This window comes from Microbacterium sp. No. 7 (assembly GCF_001314225.1).
In the GTDB taxonomy this organism is placed as follows: domain Bacteria; phylum Actinomycetota; class Actinomycetes; order Actinomycetales; family Microbacteriaceae; genus Microbacterium.
The window spans coordinates 301,115-324,563 of sequence record NZ_CP012697.1 but is presented as its reverse complement, the minus strand read 5'-3'; the positions used below and the strand labels follow the sequence as shown (position 1 = coordinate 324,563).

At 72.5% G+C, this 23,449-nt stretch carries 20 protein-coding genes; 7 read left to right on the top strand and 13 right to left on the bottom strand.

All coding sequences use genetic code 11. The features are described from left to right. Positions 1-33 precede the first annotated feature (33 nt). From AOA12_RS01400 to AOA12_RS01380, 5 genes are read right to left on the bottom strand one after another with little or no spacing between them, the layout of a single operon-like run. On the bottom strand, positions 34-1,122 hold the full coding sequence (locus AOA12_RS01400; RefSeq protein ID WP_054679107.1) for a trans-sulfuration enzyme family protein: 1,089 nt from the start codon (positions 1,120-1,122) through the stop codon (positions 34-36). 43 nt (positions 1,123-1,165) lie between these two features. Beyond that, on the bottom strand, positions 1,166-1,678 hold the full coding sequence (locus AOA12_RS01395) for a MaoC family dehydratase (RefSeq protein WP_054679103.1): 513 nt from the start codon (positions 1,676-1,678) through the stop codon (positions 1,166-1,168). Positions 1,679-1,681: 3 nt separating this feature from the next. Then, positions 1,682-2,833: an acyl-CoA dehydrogenase family protein gene (locus AOA12_RS01390; protein WP_054679099.1), complete on the bottom strand. Its 1,152-nt coding sequence runs from the start codon at positions 2,831-2,833 to the stop codon at positions 1,682-1,684. A 33-nt stretch (positions 2,834-2,866) separates the two neighbouring features. After that, a complete protein-coding gene (locus AOA12_RS01385) occupies positions 2,867-4,972 on the bottom strand; it encodes an ATP-binding protein (protein ID WP_082405848.1) in 2,106 nt (701 codons plus the stop codon). A gap of 4 nt (positions 4,973-4,976) precedes the next feature. Beyond that, positions 4,977-6,581, bottom strand: coding sequence for a carboxyl transferase domain-containing protein (locus AOA12_RS01380; RefSeq protein ID WP_197281121.1), 1,605 nt, complete (start codon positions 6,579-6,581; stop codon positions 4,977-4,979). A gap of 96 nt (positions 6,582-6,677) precedes the next feature. Between AOA12_RS01380 and AOA12_RS01375 the strand changes: the two genes are divergently transcribed. The 3 genes from AOA12_RS01375 to AOA12_RS01365 all read left to right on the top strand — a co-directional run bounded on the left by AOA12_RS01375 (position 6,678) and on the right by AOA12_RS01365 (position 10,212). Further along, positions 6,678-7,277 (top strand): SACE_7040 family transcriptional regulator, encoded by a 600-nt coding sequence (locus AOA12_RS01375; RefSeq protein ID WP_054679094.1) that lies wholly within the window; start codon positions 6,678-6,680, stop codon positions 7,275-7,277. Positions 7,278-7,688: 411 nt separating this feature from the next. Further along, on the top strand, positions 7,689-8,369 hold the full coding sequence (locus AOA12_RS01370; RefSeq protein ID WP_054679092.1) for a PhzF family phenazine biosynthesis protein: 681 nt from the start codon (positions 7,689-7,691) through the stop codon (positions 8,367-8,369). Between the two features lie 109 nt (positions 8,370-8,478). Beyond that, complete coding sequence (locus tag AOA12_RS01365) at positions 8,479-10,212, top strand: ATP-binding protein (RefSeq protein ID WP_054679089.1); 1,734 nt, start codon at positions 8,479-8,481, stop codon at positions 10,210-10,212. 22 nt (positions 10,213-10,234) lie between these two features. On the opposite strand, the gene AOA12_RS01360 is transcribed toward AOA12_RS01365, so the two are convergent. From AOA12_RS01360 to AOA12_RS22915, 8 genes are all read right to left on the bottom strand, one after another. Next, positions 10,235-11,059, bottom strand: coding sequence for an MOSC domain-containing protein (locus AOA12_RS01360; RefSeq protein WP_054679086.1), 825 nt, complete (start codon positions 11,057-11,059; stop codon positions 10,235-10,237). Between the two features lie 406 nt (positions 11,060-11,465). Then, a complete protein-coding gene (locus tag AOA12_RS01355; protein WP_054679083.1) occupies positions 11,466-12,179 on the bottom strand; it encodes a response regulator in 714 nt (237 codons plus the stop codon). Next, entirely contained in the window at positions 12,176-14,671 is a 2,496-nt protein-coding gene (locus AOA12_RS01350; RefSeq protein WP_054679079.1) for an ATP-binding protein, read from the bottom strand. Before AOA12_RS01350 ends, AOA12_RS01355 begins: the two co-directional genes overlap by 4 nt. 3 nt (positions 14,672-14,674) lie before the next feature. Next, positions 14,675-15,289: a potassium-transporting ATPase subunit KdpC gene (gene kdpC / locus AOA12_RS01345; RefSeq protein WP_054679076.1), complete on the bottom strand. Its 615-nt coding sequence runs from the start codon at positions 15,287-15,289 to the stop codon at positions 14,675-14,677. 38 nt (positions 15,290-15,327) lie between these two features. Then, on the bottom strand, positions 15,328-17,490 hold the full coding sequence (gene kdpB / locus AOA12_RS01340) for a potassium-transporting ATPase subunit KdpB (RefSeq protein WP_054679073.1): 2,163 nt from the start codon (positions 17,488-17,490) through the stop codon (positions 15,328-15,330). Between the two features lie 2 nt (positions 17,491-17,492). After that, positions 17,493-19,166: a potassium-transporting ATPase subunit KdpA gene (gene kdpA / locus AOA12_RS01335; RefSeq protein WP_054679070.1), complete on the bottom strand. Its 1,674-nt coding sequence runs from the start codon at positions 19,164-19,166 to the stop codon at positions 17,493-17,495. Further along, positions 19,166-19,255, bottom strand: coding sequence for a potassium-transporting ATPase subunit F (locus AOA12_RS22450; RefSeq protein ID WP_082405847.1), 90 nt, complete (start codon positions 19,253-19,255; stop codon positions 19,166-19,168). Before AOA12_RS22450 ends, kdpA begins: the two co-directional genes overlap by 1 nt. Continuing rightward, positions 19,252-19,455, bottom strand: coding sequence for a hypothetical protein (locus AOA12_RS22915; RefSeq protein ID WP_156366345.1), 204 nt, complete (start codon positions 19,453-19,455; stop codon positions 19,252-19,254). Before AOA12_RS22915 ends, AOA12_RS22450 begins: the two co-directional genes overlap by 4 nt. Positions 19,456-19,618: 163 nt before the next feature. Here AOA12_RS22915 and AOA12_RS01330 point away from each other — a divergent pair, with 163 nt between their 5' ends. The 4 genes from AOA12_RS01330 to AOA12_RS01315 all read left to right on the top strand — a co-directional run bounded on the left by AOA12_RS01330 (position 19,619) and on the right by AOA12_RS01315 (position 23,376). Beyond that, the gene (locus AOA12_RS01330) at positions 19,619-21,016 is read left to right on the top strand and encodes a TrkH family potassium uptake protein (RefSeq protein WP_231637156.1); all 1,398 of its coding nucleotides are present in this window, start codon (positions 19,619-19,621) and stop codon (positions 21,014-21,016) included. Positions 21,017-21,140: 124 nt separating this feature from the next. Continuing rightward, complete coding sequence (locus AOA12_RS01325; protein ID WP_054679063.1) at positions 21,141-21,644, top strand: hypothetical protein; 504 nt, start codon at positions 21,141-21,143, stop codon at positions 21,642-21,644. A gap of 17 nt (positions 21,645-21,661) precedes the next feature. Next, complete coding sequence (locus tag AOA12_RS01320; protein ID WP_054679059.1) at positions 21,662-22,582, top strand: ABC transporter ATP-binding protein; 921 nt, start codon at positions 21,662-21,664, stop codon at positions 22,580-22,582. Continuing rightward, positions 22,579-23,376, top strand: coding sequence for a hypothetical protein (locus tag AOA12_RS01315; RefSeq protein WP_054679056.1), 798 nt, complete (start codon positions 22,579-22,581; stop codon positions 23,374-23,376). The genes AOA12_RS01320 and AOA12_RS01315 overlap by 4 nt, the downstream gene beginning before the upstream one ends. Positions 23,377-23,449 lie beyond the last annotated feature (73 nt).

Sequence of the window (23,449 nt, the reverse complement as noted above, 5' to 3'; positions counted from 1 at the left end):
CTCCGAGGTCGATGGGCGCCGCGCAGGGCCCGCTTACGCCCCCGCGAGCGCCTGCGCGAGGTCGGCCCAGAGGTCCTCGACGTCCTCGATGCCGACCGAGAGGCGCACGAGGCTGACCGGGGTGGTCTCGGGCTCCAGGGCGATGCGGCGGCGGCGCTCCAGCTGGCTCTCGACGCCGCCGAGGCTCGTCGAGTGCACCCAGACGCGGGTCGCCGCGCACAGCCGGTCGGCCGCGTCGGCGCCCGCGGCGACGTCGATCGAGACCATCGCCCCGAACCCCGGGTAGCGCACGCGCTCGACGGCCGGGTGCCGCCGCAGGCGCTCCGCGAGCTCGGCGGCGTTGCGGCACGCACGCTCCACGCGCAGGGCGAGGGTGCGGATGCCGCGGAGCGCGAGCCACGTCTCGGTGGGCCCCGGGATCGCGCCGCGCAGGCTGCGGTGCTCGAGCACGCGGGCGGCGAGCGCGCGCCCGTGCTCGGTGTCGGCCGTCACGCACGCGCCCATGATCACGTCGCTGTGCCCCGCGAGGTACTTCGTGACGGAGTGCACGACGACGTCGACGCCGTCTTCGAGCGGGCGCTGCAGCAGCGGGGTCGCGAACGTGTTGTCGCACGCGACGAGCGCGCCCGCGGCGTGCGCGGCGGCCGTGAGCGCGGGGATGTCGGCGACGTCGAGCAGCGGGTTCGTGGGGCTCTCCAGCCACACCAGGTGCGCGCCGTCGCACGCCGCGATCACCTGCGCGGTGTCGGTGACGTCGACGAACCGCACCTCGAGCTCTCCCGCGCGGGCGCGCTGGTCGAGCGTCGCGACGACCCCGTTGTACGCGGATGCCGGGGCCACGACGACCCCGCCGACGGGAACGAGCGACAGCACGGCGTCGACGGCCGCCATCCCGCTCGCGAACGTCGTCGCGAGCCCGCCCTCGAGCGATCCGAGCACCTCCTCGAACGCCGTCCACGTGGGGTTCCCGACGCGCGCGTAGATGACGTCGCCGCCGGCATGGTACGTCGAGCTGAGCACGAGCGGCGCCCCGACCGACCCGCCGGGCGTGCGGGGCTCGCGGCCGGCGGCCACGATGCGGGTTGCGGGAGACAGCTGCGAGACGTCGGCGTGGTGGGTCACGGCACCAGCCTAGAACCGTGCGCGGCCCGAGACGCCGCCGGCCTCATGACGCCGGCGGCGCGTCCTCCTCCTTCGGCAGGCACCACATCAGCGCCGTGCGCTGCGCCGTCGCGACGATCTCGCCGCGCTGGTTGCGCCCCGTGTGCCGCATGGTCACCAGGCCCTGGCCGGGACGCGACGCGGACAGCCGCTTGTCGACGATCTCGGTCTCGGCGTACAGGGTGTCGCCGTGGAACAGCGGCGCGGGGAAGGCGATCTCGCCGAGGCCCACCTGCGCGACGAGAGTGCCCTGCGTGAGCTGCGCGACCGAGAGGCCGACGAGCGTGGAGAGCGTCCACATCGAGTTCATGAGCCGCTGCCCGAACGGCTGGGTCTCGGCGAACGCGGCATCCAGATGCAACGCCTGCGTGTTCATCGTCGACGTCGTGAACGTGACGTTGTCGGCCTCGGTGGCCGTGCGCCCGGGGCGGTGCCTGTAGATCGCGCCGAGCTCGAACTCCTCGAAGTACAGACCGCGCTGGATGTGCTCGCGCGGGCCGGATGCCGGTGCGCCCATCGCTCACACCGCCCCGAGTGCGCGCGCGATGACGAGCAGCTGCACCTCGTTGGTGCCCTCGCCGATCTCCAGGATCTTGGAGTCGCGGTAGTGCCGGGCCACGGGGTACTCGTTCATGAATCCGTTTCCTCCAAAGAGCTGCGTCGCATCGCGCGCATTGTCCATGGCGGCGTCGCTCGCGGTGAGCTTCGCGATCGCCGCCTCCGTCTTGAAGGGCCTGCCCGCGTCGCGCAGGCGCGCCGCATGATGCCAGGCCAGCCGCGCGTTGTGCACGCGCAGCTGCATGCGCGCGAGCGTGAACTGCGCGCTCTGGCGCGTCGAGAGCGCCGCGCCGAACACGGTGCGGGTGCGGGCGTAGTCGAGCGCCGCCTCGAGGCATCCCTCGGCGGCGCCGGTCGCGAGGGCCGCGATCGCGATGCGTCCCTCGTCGAGGATGTGCAGGAAGCCCGCGTAGCCGCGGCCCCGCTCGCCGAGCAGGTTCTGCTCGGGAACGCGCGCGCCGGTGAACGTCAGCGGGTGCGTGTCGGAGGCGTGCCAGCCGACCTTGTCGTACGCGGGCCCGACGACGAACCCCGGGGTGCCGTGCGGCACGATGATCGTCGAGATCTCCCTGCGGCCGTCCTGCTCGCCCGTGACGGCCGTGACCGTGACGAACCGCGTGATGGGCGTGCCGGAGTTGGTGATGAACTGCTTGGCGCCGTCGATCACCCACTCGCCGCCCTCGAGCCGTGCCGTCGTGCGGGTGGCCCCGGCATCCGATCCCGCCTCGGGCTCGGTGAGGCCGAAGCCGGCGAGGGCGCGCCCCGCGAGCAGGTCGGGCAGCAGCTCGTGCTTCTGCGCCTCGGTGCCGAACCGGAAGACGGGCATGGCGCCGAGGCTCACGCCCGCCTCGAGCGTGATCGCAATCGACTGGTCGACGCGGCCGAGCGCCTCGATCGCGAGGCACAGCGCGACGTAGTCGCCGCCCTGCCCGCCGTACTCCTCGGGAAAGGGGAGGCCGAACAGCCCCAGCTCTCCCATCTGCGCGACGACGTCCATCGGCAGGGTCTTCGTGCGGTCGGCCTCGTAGGAGACGGGTGCGACGACCTCGTCGGCGAAGGCGCGCACGGTGCGGGCGAGCTCGCGCTCGTCGTCGGTGAGATCGTGGTGGTCCATCGGATTCCTCGGTTCGTCGTGAGAGGTCGGGAGTCAGCCGTCGCCCGGGGGCGGGTCGGCGACCACGGTCGCGAGCACCTGGTCGCGACGCACCTGGTCGCCCACGGCCGCGGTCACGTGCACGGTGCCGTCGTGCGGCGCGGTCACGGCGTGCTCCATCTTCATCGCCTCGATCGAGACGATGCGGTCGCCCGCGGCGACGTGCGCGCCGTCGGCGACGTGCACCGCGACGACGGCGCCCGGCATGGGCGCCCGCAGCTCGGGCTCGGCGGCACCGCCGGACCGGCCCCGCGCCGCGAGCCGTCGTTCGGCCGCGGCGCGGCGCGTGAGCGGCTGCAGCCGGTGCGTCGCGCCGTCGGCGTGCACCCAGACCGCGCCGTCGGCGTCGATCGCGGCGTCGATGGATGCCGGGGTGGCCGGCCCCGTGGGATCCCGCGTCTCGTCGGTCGGTGCGGTGGCGTCCGATGCGCCGGCGGACGGCACGGCGGCATCCGTCATCGTCGTGATCCGAGCCGCGGCGTCGCCCCGCGCCTCGACGACGGTGCCGTCGGCCGTCGCGAAGCTCTGCGCGGGCGCGGCGGCCGTCGCGCCGATGCGCCATCCCGAGCGCGAGCGCCACAGCGGGCTCGCCGCGCGTGGATACAGCGGGCTCGCCGCGGCAGGCGCCTGCGACCGGTCGTGCACGAGCGCCGCGGCGGCCGCGAGCGCGGCGGGCCCCGGCACCGGCGCGACGAACGGCGGCAGCCGGTCGATGAGACCGGTGTCCAGCTCGCCCGCGCGCACGGCCGGCTCGGCGAGCAGCGCGCGCAGGAAGGCGATGTTCGTGTCGACGCCGAGCACGACGGTGTCGGCGAGCGCCGCATCGAGCGCCCGCAGGGCGGCGGCGCGGTCGGCGCCCGCCGCGATGACCTTCGCGATCATAGGGTCGTAGTCGGCGGTGACGACCGAGCCGGTCTCGACCGCGCCGTCGGTGCGCACGCCGTCGGCGGCCCGCCACCGCAGCACCTCGCCGGTCGCGGGCAGGAAGCCGCGTTCGGGGCTCTCCGCGTACACGCGCGCCTCGATCGCGTGCCCGGTGAGGTGCACGTCGTCCTGCGCGATCCCGAGCCGCTCGCCCGCCGCGATGCGCACCTGCTGCTCGACGAGGTCGACGCCCGTGACGAGCTCGGTCACCGGGTGCTCGACCTGCAGGCGCGTGTTCATCTCGATGAAGAAGAAATCGTCGGGCCGGTCGCCCGCGACCAGGAACTCGACGGTGCCGGCACCCCGGTAGTCGACGGATGCCGCGGCCGCGCACGCGGCGGCGCCGAGGCGCGCCCGGGTCGGGGCGTCGACGACGGGCGAGGGCGCCTCCTCGACGACCTTCTGATGCCGCCGTTGCAGCGTGCACTCGCGCTCGCCCAGGTGCACGACCGTGCCGTGCGCGTCGGCGAGCACCTGCACCTCGATGTGCCGGGGCCGCTCGATGAGCCGCTCGAGCAGCAGCGTGTCGTCGCCGAAGGCGGCCGACGCGACGCGGCGCGCGGTCTGCAGGGCGCCGGCGAGCTCGTCCGCGGTGCGCACGACCTGCATGCCCTTGCCGCCGCCGCCCGCGGAGGGCTTCACGAGCAGCGGAAACCCCGTGCGCTCCGCGGTCGCCGCGATGTCGGCGTCCGCCATGCCCGCGGCGCTGAAGCCGGGCACCGTCGGCACGCCGTGCGCCGCGACGTGCTCCTTGGCGCGGATCTTGTCGCCCATGACCTCGAGGGCGCGCGCGCCGGGCCCGATGAGCACGATGCCGGCATCCGCGCATGCCCGCGCGAACGCGACGTTCTCGGAGAGGAAGCCGTAGCCGGGGTGCACCGCCTGCGCCCCCGTCCCACGCGCGGCGGCGACGACCGCGCCGATGTCGAGGTACGACGCGGTCGCGGCCGCGGGGCCGATGCGCACCGCGACGTCGGCCTCGCGCACGTGCGGGGCTCCCGCGTCGGCGTCGCTGTGCACCGCGACCGAGCGGATGCCGAGGGCGCGGAGCGTGCGGATGACGCGGCGGGCGATCTCGCCGCGATTGGCCACGAGCACGGTGTCGAAGCGGGCGTTGTCGAAGCGGGCGCTGCCGGAGCCGGCGGTGCCGGAGCCGGCGGTGTCGGCGCGGGTCATGGAGTCACATCCGGAAGACGCCGAAGCGGGGCTCGGGGAGGGGCGTGCGGGAGACGACGTCGAGGGCGAGGCCCAGCAGGTCGCGGGTGTCGGCGGGGTCGACGACACCGTCGTCCCACAGCCGCGCCGTCGCGTAGTAGGGGCTGCCCTGCTCGTCGAACCGCGCGCGGATCGGCGCCTCGAACGCCGCCTGGTCCTCGGCGGACCACTGCTCGCCGCGGGCCTCCAGCTGGTCGCGCTTGACCGTCGAGAGCACGGATGCCGCCTGCGGGCCGCCCATGACCGAGATGCGGCTGCTCGGCCACGTCCACAGGAAGCGCGGCGCGTAGGCGCGCCCGCACATCGAGTAGTTGCCGGCGCCGAACGAGCCGCCGATGACGACCGACAGCTTGGGCACGCGGGTCGTCGCGACGGCCGTGACCATCTTGGCGCCGTCCTTCGCGATGCCGCCGGCCTCGGCATCCCTCCCCACCATGAAGCCCGAGATGTTCTGCAGGAACAGCAGCGGGATGCCGCGCTGGTCGCACAGCTCGATGAAATGCGCGCCCTTGAGCGCCGACTCGCCGAACAGCACGCCGTTGTTGGCGACGACGCCGACGGGGTGCCCGTGGATGCGCGCGAAGCCGGTCACGAGCGTCTGGCCGTACTCGCGCTTGAACTCGTGCAGCTCGCTGCCGTCGACGAGGCGCGCGATGACCTCGCGCACGTCGTAGGGCCGGGTGACGTCGACCGGGACGACGCCGTACAGCTCCGACGGATCGACGACGGGCGGAGCGGTCGGATGCACGGCCCATGCCGGCTCGGCGGGCGGCGGGAGGGTCGCGACGATGTCGCGCACGATCTCGAGGGCGTGCTCGTCGTCCTCGGCGAGGTGGTCGACGACGCCCGAGCGGCGCGCGTGCAGCTCGCCGCCGCCGAGCTCCTCGGCCGTGACGACCTCGCCGATCGCGGCCTTCACGAGCGGCGGGCCGCCGAGGAAGATCGTGCCCTGCCCGCGCACGATCACGGTCTCGTCGCTCATCGCGGGCACGTAGGCGCCGCCCGCGGTGCACGAGCCCAGCACGGCGGCGATCTGGGGGATGCCCTCGGCCGACATCCGCGCCTGGTTGAAGAAGATGCGGCCGAAGTGGTCGCGGTCGGGGAACACCTCGTCCTGCATCGGCAGGAACGCGCCGCCCGAGTCGACGAGATACACGCAGGGCAGGCGGTTCTCGCGCGCGATCTCCTGCGCGCGCAGGTGCTTCTTGACCGTCAGCGGGTAGTAGGTGCCGCCCTTGACGGTCGCGTCGTTGCACACGACCATCACGTGGCGGTCGTGGATGAGGCCGATGCCGGCGATCACGCCCGCTCCGGGCGCCTCGCCGTCGTAGAGGCCGTCGGCGGCGAGCGGCGAGACCTCGATGAACGGGCTGCCCTCGTCGAGCACCCGCGTCACGCGGTCGCGGGGCAGCAGCTTGCCGCGGGCGACGTGCCGGTCGCGCGACGCGGGCGGCCCGCCCTGGGCGGCGACGCGCAGCCGGTCGCGCAGATCGGCGGCGAGCGCGGCCTGCGCCGCGCGCGTGCGCTCGAACGCCGCGTCGTGCGGCGTCGCCGTGCCGAGCACGCTCATGTCAATCTCCATCGCTGTCATGATCGGGATGCCGACCCGGGCGCCTACACTTCAGTTAGCGCCCATTAACCCATACGTTAGCGGTGACTAACTGAAATGACAAGCGAGCTCTCCACCGACCGCGGCCGCGCCAAGGCCGACCGCCGTGCGGGCATCCTGCAGGCCGCCGCACGGCTGTTCGCCGAGCGCGGGTACAACGCCGTGAGCCTCGAGGACATCGGCGGCGCCGTCGGCGTGAGCGGACCCGCGATCTACCGGCACTTCGCGAACAAGCAGGCGCTGCTCGGCGCCATCCTGGTGAGCGTGAGCGAGGGCCTGCTCGCAGGCGGCCTCGACGTGCTGGAGCGCGAGTCGTCGCCCCCGCGCCGGCTCGAGGAGCTCGTGCGCTTCCACGTCGACTTCGCCCTCGCCGACGTCGAGGTGATCCGCGTGCAGGACCGGGAGCTGTCGAGCCTCGGCGACGACGACCGGCACACGGTGCGGCGCCTGCAGCGCGAGTACGTCGAGCTGTGGACCGGCGTGCTGCACGCCCTGCGCCCCGACCGCTCCGTCGACGAGCTGCGCGTGCGCGCCCACGCGTGCTTCGGCCTGCTCAACTCGACCCCGCACAGCACGCGCCCCGCCCCCGCCATCCCCGACGACGCCACCGCCCGCCGGGTCCTGGAGCAGATGGCCCTCGCCGCGCTCCGCGCGTGAGCGGGGGTGGGCGGGTACCGGACCGCGGGAGGGGTTCAGGGGCGCCGGACTGTGGGATGGGTTTCGATACGCGCGCTGCGCGCGCTACTCAACCAGCGGGAGGTGTGTGCGGGTGCCTGCCCCTCACCCCGCCGATCACACGACGATGCCCCTCACTCCGCTGGTCGAGTGCTCGCGGCGGAGCCGCGAGTGTATCGAGACCCGTGTAACGGCCCGCGGCAAGGGTTTCGATACGCGCGCTGCGCGCGCTACTCAACCAGCGGGGTGTGCGACCAGCGGGGTGTGCGGGACACGTCTCACCCCGCTGATCGAGTGCCCGCGGCGGAGCCGCGGGCGTATCGAGATCCGTCTCACGGGCCGCCGCCCGCGACCCCGTCACCGAGCGCACGCGAATCCTGCGAGAATCTGCGCGTGAACACCCTCGTGAACGTCGTCAACGTCTTCGTCGATGACGACGACAACCATGGCAACCCGCTCGGCATCGTGTGGGCGTCGCCGTCGACCCGCGGGCAGGAGACGGAGATCGCCGCCGACCTCGGCTTCAGCGAGACGATCTTCATCGACGCCATGGCCGACCACGTCGCGACGGCACGGATCTTCACGCCCGCGGGCGAGCTGCCGTTCGCCGGGCATCCGACGGTCGGACTCGCGGCGTGGCTGCTGCAGGGCGGCGACGAGGTGAAGGCCATCAGGGTTCCCGCGGGCAGTGTGCGGGTGCGCGCCGACGGCGACCTCGTCTACGTCACCGCGATGCCGGACTGGGCGCCGGTGTTCGAGATCGACCGGCTCGACTCGCCCGCCGAGGTCGAGGCCGTCGATCCCGCCGCCTATGCGTTCGGCCTGCACTACGTGTGGGCGTGGATCGACGAGCCCGAGGGCCGCGTGCGCTCGCGGATGTTCGCGCCCGATCTGCGGCTGAGCGAGGACGAGGCGACGGGCTCGGCGGCGGTGCGCCTCACGGCCGCGCTGGGCCGCGACCTGCTGATCGTGCAGGGGCGGGGCTCGGTGCTCCGCACGCACGTGCGCTACCTCGGCCAGCAGATCGAGGTCGGCGGCCGCGTCTCGGAGCCGCGGATCATCGAGCTGCGCTGACCGGGCGGCACCGACCGTCACTTTGCCTCACTCACTCTCACTTCGCTCACTCACCCTCACTCAGGCAAAGTGACGTACACTGAAGCAAACTGAGGAAGAGTGAGGACAAGTGAGCGGCCTGGAGAACGAACCCCTCGTCGAGACTCTCGCACGCCTGCGGCAGCAAGGCACCGATGACGCCCTCGTCGAGGTCAAGGCCAGTACGCGCAAGCTCAGCGCCGACGTGTGGGACAGCGTGAGCGCGTTCGCCAACTCCGCCGGCGGACGCATCCTTCTCGGCCTCTCCGAGGAAGACGGATTCACGCCAGCACAAGGATTCGACATCGACGTCGTACGCGATCAGTTCGTCGAGGGAATCGGTGACGGCGGCGCGCAGGGCGCCAAGCTCACGAATCCGCCCGCCTACGGAATGGTTCGCGCAACGGTTGACGGGCATCCCGTGCTGATCATCACGATCGCCCCCAACCAACCCGGCAACAAGCCGTGCTTCGTCACGGCGAAGGGCCTCCCCGGGGGCGCATACAAACGTGTCGACGACAAGGACATCAAGCTCTCGGCGCCCGAAGTCTTCGAGCTGCAGCACGAACTCGTTCCCTCAGACGCTGATCGGCAGATCGTCGATGACGCGGATGAGACTGACCTCGACCCTCAGGTGCTCGACGATCTCATCGCTCGCCGCACAGGGACCAAAGCGCTCCACGGCGCGCACACACGCAAGGAGCAACTGGTCCGCCTGAACGTGCTCGACAAGCGCGGGCACGTTCGCCTGGCGGGACTCCTCGCCACGGGAACATTCCCGCAACAGTTCTATCCTCGGCTGCTCGTCGACGTCACGGTCCATCCCGGCAATGAAAAATCGCTCCCTACGACTGATCTACGATTCCTCGACCGCGTGGAGTGCGTGGGCAGACTCGCCGACGTGGTCGACGACGCCGTCAGCGCCGTGGTTCGCAATCTGCGCACCTACTCGGTCGTCGACGGCGCGACGCGCCGCGAACTGCCGGAGATACCCGTGAGAGTCCTTCGTGAGGCGATCTCGAATGCCGTCCTGCATCGCGAGTACTCTGCGATGTTCGTCGGCCAGCCCGTGACGATCGATGTCTTCGCCGACCGCGTCGAGATCACGAACCCGGGCGGATTCTGGGGCGGCGTGACGCAGGACAATCTCGGCGACGGAACCTCGCGTTGCCGGAATCAGGTGCTTCTCCCCCTCATGCAGCACGTCGCACCGAGAGGGCAAGCAGGATTCACGGTCGAGGGTCAGGGTGGCGGTGTCCGTCTGATGATCGCCGAAATGGAAGCGCACGCCCTGGAACGCCCCCGCTTCACCGTCGGGCCGGATCAGGTGAAGGTCACACTCCATCGGCACGGCGCCGAGATCCCCGAGCATCGTGCGTGGCTGCGGCAGCTGACAGATCGGGACCTCGACTCACACGAGGACGCCGCCCTGCTCATCGCTCGGCGTGAAGGCAGAGTCTCGGTCAACGGGCTCCGTGATGCACTTCGCATCGATTCCGACGAGGCGCGAAGAATCCTCACCGGGCTGCGCGAAGAGGGCGTGCTCCGTGGCACCGGCACCGAAGGCTTCGTCCTCGCTGCCGGTGCTCCCCTGCCGAGCGATACGGACGCCGCACTCATCCGCGGCCTGGTGGGAAGGGGCCCGCAGAGCGTCCACGACATCGTTGCATGGAGCGGGCTTTCACTCAGTGCCGTGCGCTCGCGGCTGCGGCGGCTCGTCGAAGACGGGTGGGTGCAGGCGACGGCGCCACCGCAGAGCCGGCATCGCAAATACGTCGTGCACGGCGGTCGGACGGGAGCCTCGACGATGGGGCGACCCGCCTGACGGCCCGAACGCGGCTCTAAAGTCAGTGCGACACCCGCTCAGAGGCAGGGGCGAGCGTCACCTCGTCGCCGAGGCGCACCGTGCCCGACTCGCCGGACGCGGGGAGCAGCAGGATGCCGAGGGTCGGCGCCTGCTGGTCGAACTCCTTCGTGAGCACGCGCAGCAGGCGCGCGTCGCGGTCGCCCGTGTCGGGGTTCGCCATGATCGCGGTGCACCGCGCGATGGGCGCCTGCACGTCGAACAGCACGTCGCCGACGCGCACCCGCCCCGACCAGCCGAGCTCGTCCCACGGCGCCGTGCCCGTGACGACGACGTTCGAGCGGAAACGGCGATCGTCGACGGATGCCGGCACCGCGGCATCCAGTGCCTGCACCGACGCCGCGCCGTGCAGCGACACGAATCCGCGCGGCCGGTCCTGGAACCGCGAGGTGCGGCCGTCGCCGACGAGCCGCAGCGGCAGCACGCCCTCGGCGTCGAGCCGGGAGGCCTCGGGCGAGTCCGCGACGAACGCGGTCACGGCATCCTCGAGGCGGCGCCGGCCCTGGTCGTCGAGCGCCGCGTCGACCAGCGTGCGCCCGCCGTCGTCGGTGATCGTCACGCGCAGTGCGGTGTGGTCGTAGCGCACGCGCAGCCGCGCGAGCGACGGGAAGTCCATGAGCGCGAGACCGCGGCTCTTCGGCCAGTAGGCGAGCCCGTCGCGGCTCTCGGGCGTCACGGCGCTCGCGAACCGGAACGCGAGCACGCGGTCGCCCGCGACGCGTCCGTCGGCCTGCACGACGAGCTCGTCGCACGCCTCGGGCGTGAACCCCTTGACCGGATGACGGAAGAGCGCGGAGACCTGCGGCACCGTCTCATGCTCTCATCCCGGGCCGGCGAGGCAGGCACCCACGCATCCTCCACCTCCACTCACTCCCACCCCCGCCGCCGCTGGTTGAGTAGCGCGCGCAGCGCGCGTATCGAAACCCACCCAACGGACCGCTACAAGGGTCTCGATACACTCGCGGCTCCGCCGCGAGCACTCGACCAGCGGGAATGAGATGCAAGCGTCCACACCCCCGCCGCCGCTGGTTGAGTAGCGCGCGCAGCGCGCGTATCGAAACCCACCTAACGGACCGTTACACGGGTCTCGATACACTCGCGGCTCCGCCGCGAGCACTCGACCAGCGGGAATGAGATGCAAGCGTCCACACCCCCCACCCCCGCTGGTTGAGTAGCGCGCGCAGCGCGCGTATCGAAACCCCTCCCACGCACCGTTACCCGGGTCCCGGCGGGGTGGTGGGGGGATCGGGGTGGAGGCGGTAGCCCATGCCGGCCTCGGTGAGGAGGTGGCGGGGGCGCGAGGGGTCGGGCTCGAGCTTCTTGCGCAGCTGCGCCATGTAGAGGCGCAGGTAGCCGCTGTCGGCGACGTGCTCCGAGCCCCAGATCTCGCGGAGCAGGGTCTGGCGGGTGACGAGCCGGCCGGGGTTGCGCACGAGCATCTCCAGGAAGCGCCACTCCGTCGGCGTCAGCCGGACCGTCCTCGCGGAGCCGCCGTCGCCGCGGGTGACGGTGTGATCCGAGAGGTCGACGCGCACGTCGCCGAAGGTCACGACCGGCTCGGCGTCGGCCTGCGGGGTGCGGCGGGTGAGCGCCCGGATGCGGGCGAGCAGCTCGTCGATGGAGAACGGCTTGGTCACGTAGTCGTCGGCGCCCGCGTCGAGGGCCTCGACCTTGTCGGCCGATCCGGTGCGTCCCGAGACGACCAGGATGGGGGCGGCCGACCAGCCGCGGACGGCGTGGATGACCTCCATGCCGTCGAGCCGCGGCATCCCGAGGTCGAGCACGACGAGGTCGGGATGGCGGTCGACGGCGGCCTGGATCGCCTCGGCGCCGTCGGCGGCCGTGACGATCTCGTAGCCCTCGGCGGTGAGGGTGATGCGCAGGGCGCGGAGCAGCTGCGGGTCGTCGTCGGCGATCAGGATCCTCACGGCGTGCTCCTCTCCCGCACGGCGAGCGCGGGCAGCCCGATGACCATCGTGACGCCGCCGCCCGGCGTGTCCTCGGCCGTGAGCGTGCCGTTCATCGCCTCGACGAAGCCCTTCGACAGCGCGAGCCCGAGGCCGAGGCCCGTCGTGTTGTCGGTGTCGCCGAGCCGCTGGAAGGGCAGGAAGACGTCGTCGCGACGATCGGCGGGGATGCCGGGACCGTGGTCGACGATGCGGATCTCCACGCGATCGCCGAACGCGCTCGTCGCGACGCGCACGCGGGATCCGCCGGGCGCGTGGCGGAGCGCGTTGGCGAGCAGGTTCACGAGCGCGCGCTGCAGCAGCACGGGATCGGCGTCGACGGCCGGCACGCCGGGGTCGAGGGCGAGCTCTATCTGATCGGGGCCGATGCCGAGCTCCTCCAGCGCGGGCAGGATCGCCTCGGCGGCGTCGAGCGGCGTCGTCGCGACGGCGAGCGCACCGGCCTGCAGCCGGGTGACGTCGAGCAGGTCGGTGATCAGCGCGGCGAGGGCGTCGAGGCTCTCGGCGGCGGTGGCGAGCAGCTCGTCGCGGTCGCCGGGCGTGAGGTGCCCGCGCGCGGTGCGGAGCCCCGTGACCGCGGCGGTCGCGGCGGCGAGCGGGCGGCGCAGATCGTGGCTGAGGGCCGACAGCAGGGCGGTGCGGAGCCGGTCGGATGCCGCGAGCGGGGCGATCTCGCTGGCGGTGCGCGCCAGGGCGCTGTGCTCGAGCGCCGCGGCGAGCTGTGCGGCGATCGCCTCGAGGAGGCGCTGCTCGGCGGGCCCGAAGGCGCCCCCGTGCAGCTCGAGCACGGCATCCGCGCCGATCGGCATGGTCGTGTGCCGTTCGTCGGCGAGCGGCTCGCCGCTCGTGGCGAGCACGCTCCCGTCGCTCAGCAGCCGCACCCCGGAGAGCCGGAACGACTCGCGCGTGCGGTCGACGAGCGCCTGGATCGCGCCCTGCCCGCGCAGGACGCTGCCGGCCACGGTCGCGAGCAGCTCCGACTCGGCGGCGGCGCGGCGGGCGGAGCGCGTCTGCCGCGCCGCGCGGTCGACGACGAGGCTCACGAGCACGGCCACGACGACGTACAGCACGAGGGCGAGCAGGTGGTGCGGCTCGTCGACCTTGATCTCGTACAGCGGTTCGATGAACAGGAAGTCGAGGGTGAGCCCCGACATGACGGCGGCGAACAGGGCGGGCCAGATGCCGCCGATGATCGCCGCGACCACGACCAGCAGCTGGTAGCTGAGCACGTCGCTCGTGATCGACTCCGGTCCGCGCAGGGTGACGAGCAGCCACGACAGCAGCGGTCCGCAGACGACGGCGAAGGCGAACCCGGCGATGCGGCGCCGCCAGGTGAGCGACCCTCCGATCCGCGGCAGCGCCGAGCGGCCGCCGGCCGCGGAGTGCGTGACGATGTGCACGTCGATGTCGCCCGACTCGCGGATGACGGTCGCGCCGATGCCCGGGCCCGTGAGAGCCGCCGCGATGCGTCCGCGGCGGCTCACCCCGAGCACGAGCTGGGTCGCGTTGACCGAGCGCGCGAACTGCACGAGCGTGCGGGGCACGTCGTCGCCGACGACCTGGTGGTAGGTGCCGCCGAGGGCGTCGACGAGGGCGCGCTGCCGGGCGAGCGACTCCGGGCTCGCGGCGCGCAGCCCGTCCTGGCTCGTGACGTGCACCGCGAGCAGCTGGCCGCCCGTCGTGCGCGCGGCGATACGGGCGCCGCGGCGCAGCAGCGTCTCGCCCTCGGGGCCGCCCGTGAGGGCGACGACGACGCGCTCCCGCGCCTGCCAGGTGCTGTCGATGCCGTGCTCGGTGCGATAGGCGGTGAGCGCCTGGTCGACCTCGTCGGCGAGCCACAGCAGCGCCAGCTCGCGCAGCGCCGTGAGGTTGCCGAGCCGGAAGTAGTTCGACAGCGCGGCGTCGATCCGCTCGGCCGGGTAGACGCGGCCGCTCGCGAGGCGGTCGCGCAGCGCCTGCGGGGCGAGGTCGACGACCTCGATCTGGTCGGCGGCGCGCAGCACCGCGTCGGGGATCGTCTCGCGCTGCGCGACGCCCGTGATCTGCTCCACGACGTCGCCCAGCGACTCGATGTGCTGGATGTTCACGGTCGAGATGACGTCGATCCCCGCGTCGAGGAGCTCCTGCACGTCCTCCCAGCGCTTCTCGTGACGCATCCCGGGGGCGTTGGTGTGGGCGAGCTCGTCGACGAGCGCGACCTGCGGGCGGCGGGCGAGCACGGCATCCAGGTCCATCTCGGTCAGCTCCACGCCGCGGTGCCGCACGGCGCGGCGCGGCAGGATCTGCAGCCCCTCGGTCATCGCGGCGGTCTCGGCACGACCGTGCGTCTCCACGATCGCGACCGTCACGTCGGCGCCCTCGCCGAGGAGGCGCCGGCCCTCCTCGAGCATCGCGCAGGTCTTGCCGACGCCGGGGGCGGCACCCAGCAGCACCCGCAGTCGCCCCCGCGTCATCGCTCACTCCTCCAGCTCGTCCAGTGACAGGTTGAGTTGTAGCACGTTCACCACGGGGTCGCCCAGGTACCCCAGGTCGCGGCCGCTCGTGTGCGCGGCGACGAGCTCGCGCACCCGGTCGGCGTCCAGCCCGCGGGCGGCGCTCACCCGTTCGACCTGGATCGCGGCGTAGGCGGGGCTGATGTGCGGGTCGAGGCCCGAGGCCGACGCCGTGACGGCGTCGGCGGGCACGTCGGCGACGGGCACGCCGTCGAACGCGGCGACCTGCTCCTTGCGCTGCGCGATCTCGGCGATCAGCTCCGCGTCCTCCGGCCCCCGGTTCGAGCCCGAGGAGCTGCCGCCGTCGTAGCCGTCGCCGGCGGCGGAGGGGCGCGGCTGGAAGTACTGCGGCAGCGGATCGCCGTCGGCATCCGCGAAGGACTGCCCGATGAGCGCGGAGCCGACGACCTCGCCGGAGGCGTTCCGCACGAGCGATCCGTTCGCCTGCGCGGGGAACAGCAGCTGCCCGATGCCCGTGAGCGCGAGCGTGTAGCCGACGCCCAGCAGCAGCGTGAACAGCAGCATGGCGCGGGTGGCGACCCAAAGGGTGCGCCCGGTGCTGCGGGTCGTGGTGTTCATGATCCGGTCTCTCCTCTGCGTTCGGAATCCGGGTGCGTTCAGAACCCGGGGATGAGGCGCACGACGAGGTCGATGAGCCAGATCCCGATGAAGGGCACGACGATGCCGCCCAGCCCGTACACGAGCAGGTTGCGGCCGAGGATCTTCGACGCGTTCGCCGGGCGGTACGCGACGCCCCGCAGGGCGAGCGGCACGAGCGCGACGATCACGACGGCGTTGAAGATCACCGCCGACAGCACCGCGGATGCCGGCGAGTGCAGTCCCATGACGTTGAGGGCCCCCAGCCCCGGGAACACGCCCATGAAGATGGCGGGGATGATCGCGAAGTACTTCGCGATGTCGTTCGCGATGGAGAACGTCGTGAGCGCACCGCGCGTGATGAGCAGCTGCTTGCCGATCGCGACGATGTCGATGAGCTTCGTCGGATCGGAGTCGAGGTCGACCATGTTGCCGGCCTCCTTCGCCGCCGACGTGCCCGTGTTCATCGCGACGCCGACGTCGGCCTGTGCGAGCGCGGGCGCGTCGTTGGTGCCGTCGCCGGTCATCGCGACGAGGTTGCCGCCCTCCTGCTCCCGGCGGATGTAGGCGAGCTTGTCCTCGGGGGTCGCCTCGGCGAGCACGTCGTCGACGCCCGCCTCGGCGGCGATCGCCGCGGCGGTGAGCGGGTTGTCGCCCGTGACCATGACGGTGCGGATGCCCATCGCGCGCAGCTCCGCGAACCGGTCGGTCAGGCCCTCCTTGACGATGTCCTTGAGCTGGATCACGCCGAGGACCTCGCTCGCGCCGTCGGCGGCCCGGCGCGCGACGACGAGCGGCGTGCCGCCCGCGCGGGCGATGTGCTCGGTGTGCTCCGCGAGCTCGGCGAGCACGCCGCTCGGCGGCCGGGCGCCCTCCTGCTCCAGCCAGGCGACGACGGCCGACCCGGCGCCCTTGCGGATCTGCGAGCCGTCGGGCAGGTCGATGCCCGACATCCGGGTCTGCGCGGTGAACGGCACGACCTCCCCCGGCGCGTCTCCCGCCGCACCGGATCCGACGTCGACGCCCTCGCGGCGGGCGAGCTCCACGACCGAGGTGCCCTCGGGCGTGGGGTCGGCGAGCGACGACAGCGCGGCGGCGCGGACGAGGTCGTGTTCGGCGACGCCCGCGAGCCGCACGAAGGCGTCGGCGCGCCGGTTGCCGTAGGTGATCGTGCCGGTCTTGTCGAGCAGCAGGGTCGTGACGTCGCCCGCGGCCTCGACCGCGCGGCCCGACATCGCGAGCACGTTGCGCTGCACCAGCCGGTCCATCCCCGCGATCCCGATCGCCGACAGGAGCGCGCCGATGGTCGTGGGGATGAGACACACGAGCAGCGCGACGAGCACGGTCAGGCTCACGGGGCTCGCCGCATAGGAGGCGATCGGGTTGAGGGTGAGCGCGACGGCGACGAACACGATCGACAGCGACGCGAGCAGGATGTTCAGCGCGATCTCGTTCGGGGTCTTCTGCCGCGCCGCGCCCTCGACGAGGGCGATCATCCGGTCGACGAAGGTCTCCCCCGGCTTCGACGTGATGCGCACGACGATCCGGTCGGAGAGCACGCGGGTGCCGCCCGTGACCGCCGACCGGTCGCCGCCGGACTCGCGGACGACGGGGGCCGACTCGCCGGTGATCGCCGACTCGTCGACCGAGGCGATGCCCCAGACGATGTCGCCGTCGCCGGGGATCGGCTCGCCCGCCGAGACCACGACGACGTCGCCGAGACGCAGATCGGCGGAGGAGACGTCGGCGACGTCGGCGCGCTCGGCACCGGCATCCGTCGTCGCGTCGTACTCGGCGACGCGGTGGGCGAGGGTGCTCGTGCGGGTCTTGCGGAGGCTGTCGGCCTGCGCCTTGCCGCGGCCCTCGGCGACCGCCTCGGCGAGGCCGGCGAACAGCACGGTCAGCCACAGCCATGCCGCGATGATCCCCGTGAACGAGGCCGGCACCTCCGCGCCGCCCGAGGCGGCGGGGCCGCCGAGGAACGGCTCGGCGATCGCCAGCGCGGTCGTGAGCACCGCGCCGACCCAGACGAGGAACATGACGGGGTTGCGCCACTGGGCGCGCGGGTCGAGCTTGCGGACGGCGCCCGGGAGCGCGTCGCGCAGCTGCGCGATGCCGAACGCTCCGCTCGGCGACCGGCCCGCGGCGGCGCGGCGCGCGGGAGTGTCGGTGGTCGTGGACATGGTCACATCAGCCCTTCCGCCAGGGGACCCAGCGTGAGAACGGGAAAGAACACCAGAGCGGTCACGAGAACGGCCGTGCCGACGACGAGGCCGACGAACAGCGGCCGGTGGGTGGGGAGGGTGCCCGCGGTCGTGGGCACCCTGTCCTGCGCGGCCAGCGAGCCGGCGAGCGCGAGCACGAGCACGATGGGCACGAAGCGGCCCAGCAGCATCGCGACGCCGAGCGCGGCGGTCAGCCACGGCGTGCTCGCCGTGAGGCCGGCGAACGCGGAGCCGTTGTTGTTCGCGGCGGACGCGAACGCGTAGACGACCTCCGACAGCCCGTGCGGGCCGGTGCCCGCGATCGACTCGCCGATCACGCTGTCGCGCACGCCGGGGATCGCGAAGCCGAGCGCGACGCCGGTGAGCACGAGGAGCGGCATGACGAGGATGTACAGGCTCGCCAGCTTCATCTCCCGCGGGCCGATCTTCTTGCCCAGGTACTCGGGCGTGCGGCCCACGAGGAGGCCGGCGATGAACACCGCGATCACGGCGATGATGAGCATGCCGTACAGGCCGGCGCCGACGCCGCCCGGCGCGATCTCGCCGAGCAGCATGTTGATCATCGGCATCATTCCGCCGAGGGCCGTGTAGGAGTCGTGCATCGAGTTGACCGAGCCGGTGGAGGTCAGCGTCGTCGTGCCGGCGTACAGCACCGACTGCGACAGGCCGAACCGCGCCTCCTTGCCCTCCATCGCGGCGCCGGCCAGCTGCGGGGCCGTGCCGTTGCCGGCGAACTCGAAGGCGGCGAGCGCCGTCATCGACAGCACGTACAGGGTGCCCATGGCGGCGAGGATCGCCAGGCCCTGGCGGTCGTCGCCGACCATCCGGCCGAAGGTGCGCGGCAGCGAGAACGGGATCACGAGGATGAGCAGCACCTGGAACAGGCTCGTCCAGCCGCTGGGGTTCTCGAACGGGTGCGACGCGTTCGCGTTGAAGAACCCGCCGCCGTTGGTGCCGAGCTCCTTGATCGCCTCCTGCGACGCGACCGGGCCGCCGGGCAGGGTCTGCACGCCGCCCGAGACGGTCGTGACCTCGGCGAAGCCGCCGAGGTTCTGGATCACGCCGCCCGCGAGCAGCACGATCGCGGAGATCACCGCCATCGGCAGCAGGATGCGGAACGACGCACGCACCAGGTCGACCCAGAAGTTGCCGATCGTGCCGGTGCGGCGATAGGCGAAGCCGCGCACGAGGGCGATCGCGACGGCGATGCCCGTGGCGGCGGAGACGAAGTTCTGCACCGTGAGGCCGGCGAGCTGCACGGCGTGGCCGAGGGTGAGCTCGGGCGAGTACGCCTGCCAGTTCGTGTTGGTCACGAACGACACGGCCGTGTTGAACGCGATGCCCTCCGGGACGGCGGGCAGGCCGAGCGAGAGCGGCAGCCACTGCTGCACGCGCTGCAGCAGGTACAGCAGCAGCACGCCGACGAGGGCGAACAGCAGCACGCTCCGCAGATACGCCTGCCAGGTCTGCTCGGCCCGGGGGTCGACGCCGATGACGCGGTAGACGCCGCGCTCCAGCAGCGCGTCCCTGCGGGCGCGGAACACCCACGCCATGTAGTCGCCGACCGGCTGATAGAGCACGCCGAGGACGACCACGAGGGTCGCCACGCTGAGGACGAGAAGCAGCCACTCCATCAGAACCGCTCCGGTCTCACGAGGGCGCACACGAGATACACCACGGCGGCCAGGCCGGCGACGGCGGCGATGAGCTCGAAGACCGTCACAGCTTCTCCACCGCCCTCCCGATGAGGCCGACGAGTGCGAACAGGGCGAGCACGCCCAGGACGTAGACGATGTCGAGCACGACCGACTCCGATGAACGAAGGGAACGGGCCGCGATGCGGGCCCGTGCGCCGACCTGCCGGCGCGACTCCTGATCGAACACCCGCCGGCGCCGCCCGTCAGCAGCCCTCACGGAACCCATACGGCGCCATCCGGGATGCTCACGGTTCCCTTACGGCCGGTCCGGGCGGCAGCCGCCGCCCCGCCTGTGCGGGCAGGGGGGCGAGGACTATGCTGGTCGCCGGAGTGCCGGGAAGCCTGGTCGGCAGCGACCGTCTGGTCGTTCGACGAGGCGAGGAGACCCCGTGGCCCGACAGCATCGCAGGGAGAGGCGGCGGCCCGACGTGCTGCTGCGGTTCGGCCGCTACCTGCGCGGGTTGGCGAAGCGCTCGCCCTCGAGGGTGGCGGTGCTCATCTTCGTGCTGTCCGCCGCCGTGTTCTCCGGCCTGCTGATGCTTCCCATCGCGTCATCCGATGGCCGCGCCGCACCGCTCCAGGACGCCGTGTTCACGGCCACGTCTGCCGTCACCGTCACCGGGCTCACGAGCGTCGACACCGCGACGCAGTGGTCGTTCTTCGGCCAGCTCGTGATCCTGGCCGCGATCCAGGCCGGCGGGCTGGGCATCGTGACGATCGCGCTGCTGCTGATGCGAGCCGTCACGCGCCATCTCGGCGTGCGCGGCAAGCTGTTCGCGCAGCAGAGCATCGGCGGGGTCTCCAAGCTCGGAGAGGTGGGCAGCCTGCTGCAGACCGTCGTGGTGACCACCCTGACGATCGAGGCGGTCCTCGTGATCGTGCTCGTCCCGCGATTCCTCATGATCGAGGAGCACTGGTGGGAGGCACTGTGGAACGCGCTGTTCTACGGCATCTCGGCGTTCAACAACGCGGGTTTCTCCCTGCACGAGGGCGGGCTGGCGCCCTTCGAGGGCGATCTGTGGATCCTCGTCCCGCTCATGGTCGGGGTGTTCGTGGGCAGTCTCGGCTTCCCGGTCTTCCTCACGCTGATCGCGTTCCGGTGGAACCGGCAGCGCTGGAGCCTGCACACGAAGCTCACGCTGACCATGACGACCATCCTGTTCGTCGTCGGAGCGATCGCCTGGGGAGCGCTGGAGTGGGGCAACGACCGCACGATCGGCCATCTGAACCCGGCCGAGAAGGTCTTCCACGCCCTGTTCGCGTCGGTGATGATGCGCTCCGGAGGGTTCGCGATCACGGAGACGGATGCCTCGTCCACGGTCACGCTCCTCGTCTCCGACGCGCTGATGTTCATCGGCGGCGGCTCGGTGTCGACCGCCGGCGGCATCAAGGTCGCGACGCTCGCCGTGCTGTTCCTCGGCATCATCGCGGAGGCGCGCGGAGACCGGCACGTCATCGCGGCCGGCCGGCACATCCCCGACGGCACGCTCCGGCTCGCGATCAGCGTCACGTTCCTCGGAGCCACCCTCGTCCTGGTCGCGACGGGCCTCGTGATGTCGGTCAGCAGCGCGCCGCTCGACCGCATCCTCTTCGAGGTGATCTCCGCGTTCGCGACGTGCGGCCTGTCGGTCGGGCTGTCGGCCGAGCTGGAGCCCTTCGGCAAGTACGTGCTCAGCGTTCTCATGCTCGCCGGGCGCATCGGCCCCATCGGCCTGGCCGCCGCGCTCGCCCTGCGACAGCGGAGCCTGCTGTACAGCCTGCCCGAAGAGCGCCCGATCGTCGGATGACCGGGCGGGCTTGACGCGGGCGGGAAGCGGCGTAGGCTGTGCTGGTCGATGATGATGCGTCATCGGCAGGCGCGCCGGGAAGTCTGGTCGGCACTGCGAACACGCATGACCATTCGGAGCGCCCATGACCACCACCGTTGTCGCCCTCGGCGACGCCCTGCCCGTCTTGCAGGCCCTGCCGCGAGCCGATTCCGCCGCGTGCGGCGACGACGACGCGTCGTCCCACGTGCGCACCGTGGTGTGGGGCGCCGACCTCGCCGCGCTCAGCCCCCGCCGCGCGCGCATGCGCCTGAAGCAGGCGGCGGCCGAGGCGCTCGACGCCGTGCTGGATCGGCCCGGCATCTCACGGCTGATCGTCGTCTTCGTCCGCGACGCGCGCGCGTCCGCGATCTGGCGGGTGGGCGAGGCGATCGCGTCGCGGCTCTGTGCGCAGGCGGTGCGGCGGCGAGGCAGGGACTTCGACGTCATCGTCGTCGATGCCTCCGACTGCGACGACGCCGCGCTGCTGTGCGACCGCATCGCGGAGTCCGGCGCGCTGCGCGCGGGAACGATCGGCGACGTCGCGCTGGAGTGGGACGACATCCGCGGTCAGTCCATCCGGCGTGCCGCGGCCGACCACTCGCTGTGAGCAGGAGGGAGACTCCCATGTCTGTCGCGATCCAGGCCCGTGCGCTGGTCAAGCGCTACGGCTCGCATACCGCCGTGCACGGACTCGACCTGACCGTTCGGCCGGGCTCGGTGTTCGGGCTGATCGGCCCGAACGGCGCCGGAAAGACCACGACCCTGCGGATGCTGCTCGACATCATCCGGCCGACGTCGGGCGAGATCAGCGTGCTCGGCGAGACGCCGCGGGCGGGGGGAGCCGCCCTGCGGAGACGCATCGGCTACGTGCCCGGCGAGCTGCGGCTCGAGGGCCGCACGACGGGGCGCGCCCTGCTGCGCAGCCTGGCCGAGATCAGCGGGCCCGTGGCGCCGGGGACGATCGAGCAGCTCGCCGAGCGCCTCGGCCTCGACCTGACCCGCCCCGTGCGCACCCTCTCGAAGGGGAACAGGCAGAAGCTGGGCCTCGTGCAGGCCTTCATGCACCGGCCGGCCCTGCTGGTGCTCGACGAGCCGACGAGCGGTCTCGACCCGCTCGTGCAGCGCGAGTTCCTCGCGATGGTGCGCGAGGCGCGGGATGCCGGACAGACCGTGCTGCTCAGCTCGCACGTGCTCAGCGAGATCCAGCAGGCCGCCGACGACGTGGCCGTGCTCGCGCGCGGACGCATCGTCGCCGAGGGAGCCGTCGAGTCGCTGCGCATCGCGAGCGTGCGCCGCGTGCGCGCCGCCCTGACGGGCGTGGCCGCGGATGCCGTGCAGGCGGCCCTCACGGCGGCGCCCGGCGTCGAGGATGTCGAGGTCGTGGCATCCGGCGACCTCGTGCGCGTCTCGGCGACGGCGCGCGGCGACATCGACCCGGTCGTCCGCGCCCTCACGGCGGGGACGATCCGCGACCTCACGGTCGAGGAGCCCGACCTGGAGGAGTCGGTGCTCGATCTCTACGCCCGCGACGGAGCGACGTCATGACCGCGACGCTGCCCGTGCTGCGGCGCTGGCTCGGCGACGGGTGGCGCGGGACGATCGGATGGTCGGCCGGCATCGCCGCGATCGTCGTTCTCTACCTGCCGCTGTTCCCCGCGATGAAGACGCCGGAGCTGCTCGGGCTGCTCGACTCCCTGCCGCCCGAGCTGGTGCGCACGATCGGCTTCGACGCCATCACGACCGGGGCCGGCTACGTGCAGTCCGCGTTCTTCGGGATGACGGGCTTCATCCTCATCACGATCGCGGCGATCTCGTGGGGCGAGGCGTTCACGGGCGGCGCCGAGCAGTCGGGACGGCTCGAGCTCACGCTCGCGCACGGCGTCGGGCGCGTGCAGTACGCGCTGGAGAGCGCGCTCGCCCTGCTCGTGCGGCTCGCGGCGCTCGGCGTCGTCACCTGGCTGCTGGTCTGGGCGATGAACGGGCCGGGCGAGCTCGATCTCGATGCCGGCCGGCTCGTGGCCGCCGTCGCCGCGTGGGTGGGCGTCGCGCTCTTCTCGGGCTCCGCCGCGTTCGCCGCCGGCGCGCTCACCGGCCGGTCGGCATGGGCGGTGGGCGCCGGGGCGGGCGTCGCCGTCGCCGGCTACGTGCTGCAGGCCGTCGCGAACAACAGCGCCGACCTCGACGGGCTGCGCGTGCTGTCGCCCGTGCACTGGGCCTTCGGCGAGGCCCCGCTCTCGCACGGGTTCGACCTGCCGGGGCTCGCTCTGCTCTGGGGCGGCTCCGCGATGCTCGTCGCACTGGGAACGATCGGACTCGCACGACGCGACATCCTGGGATGACCAGCAGGCCAGCGCGGAGGTCGACGCCGCGCCACCCCCGCCGACCAAGCGCCACCCCGCCCTCGCTGATTGA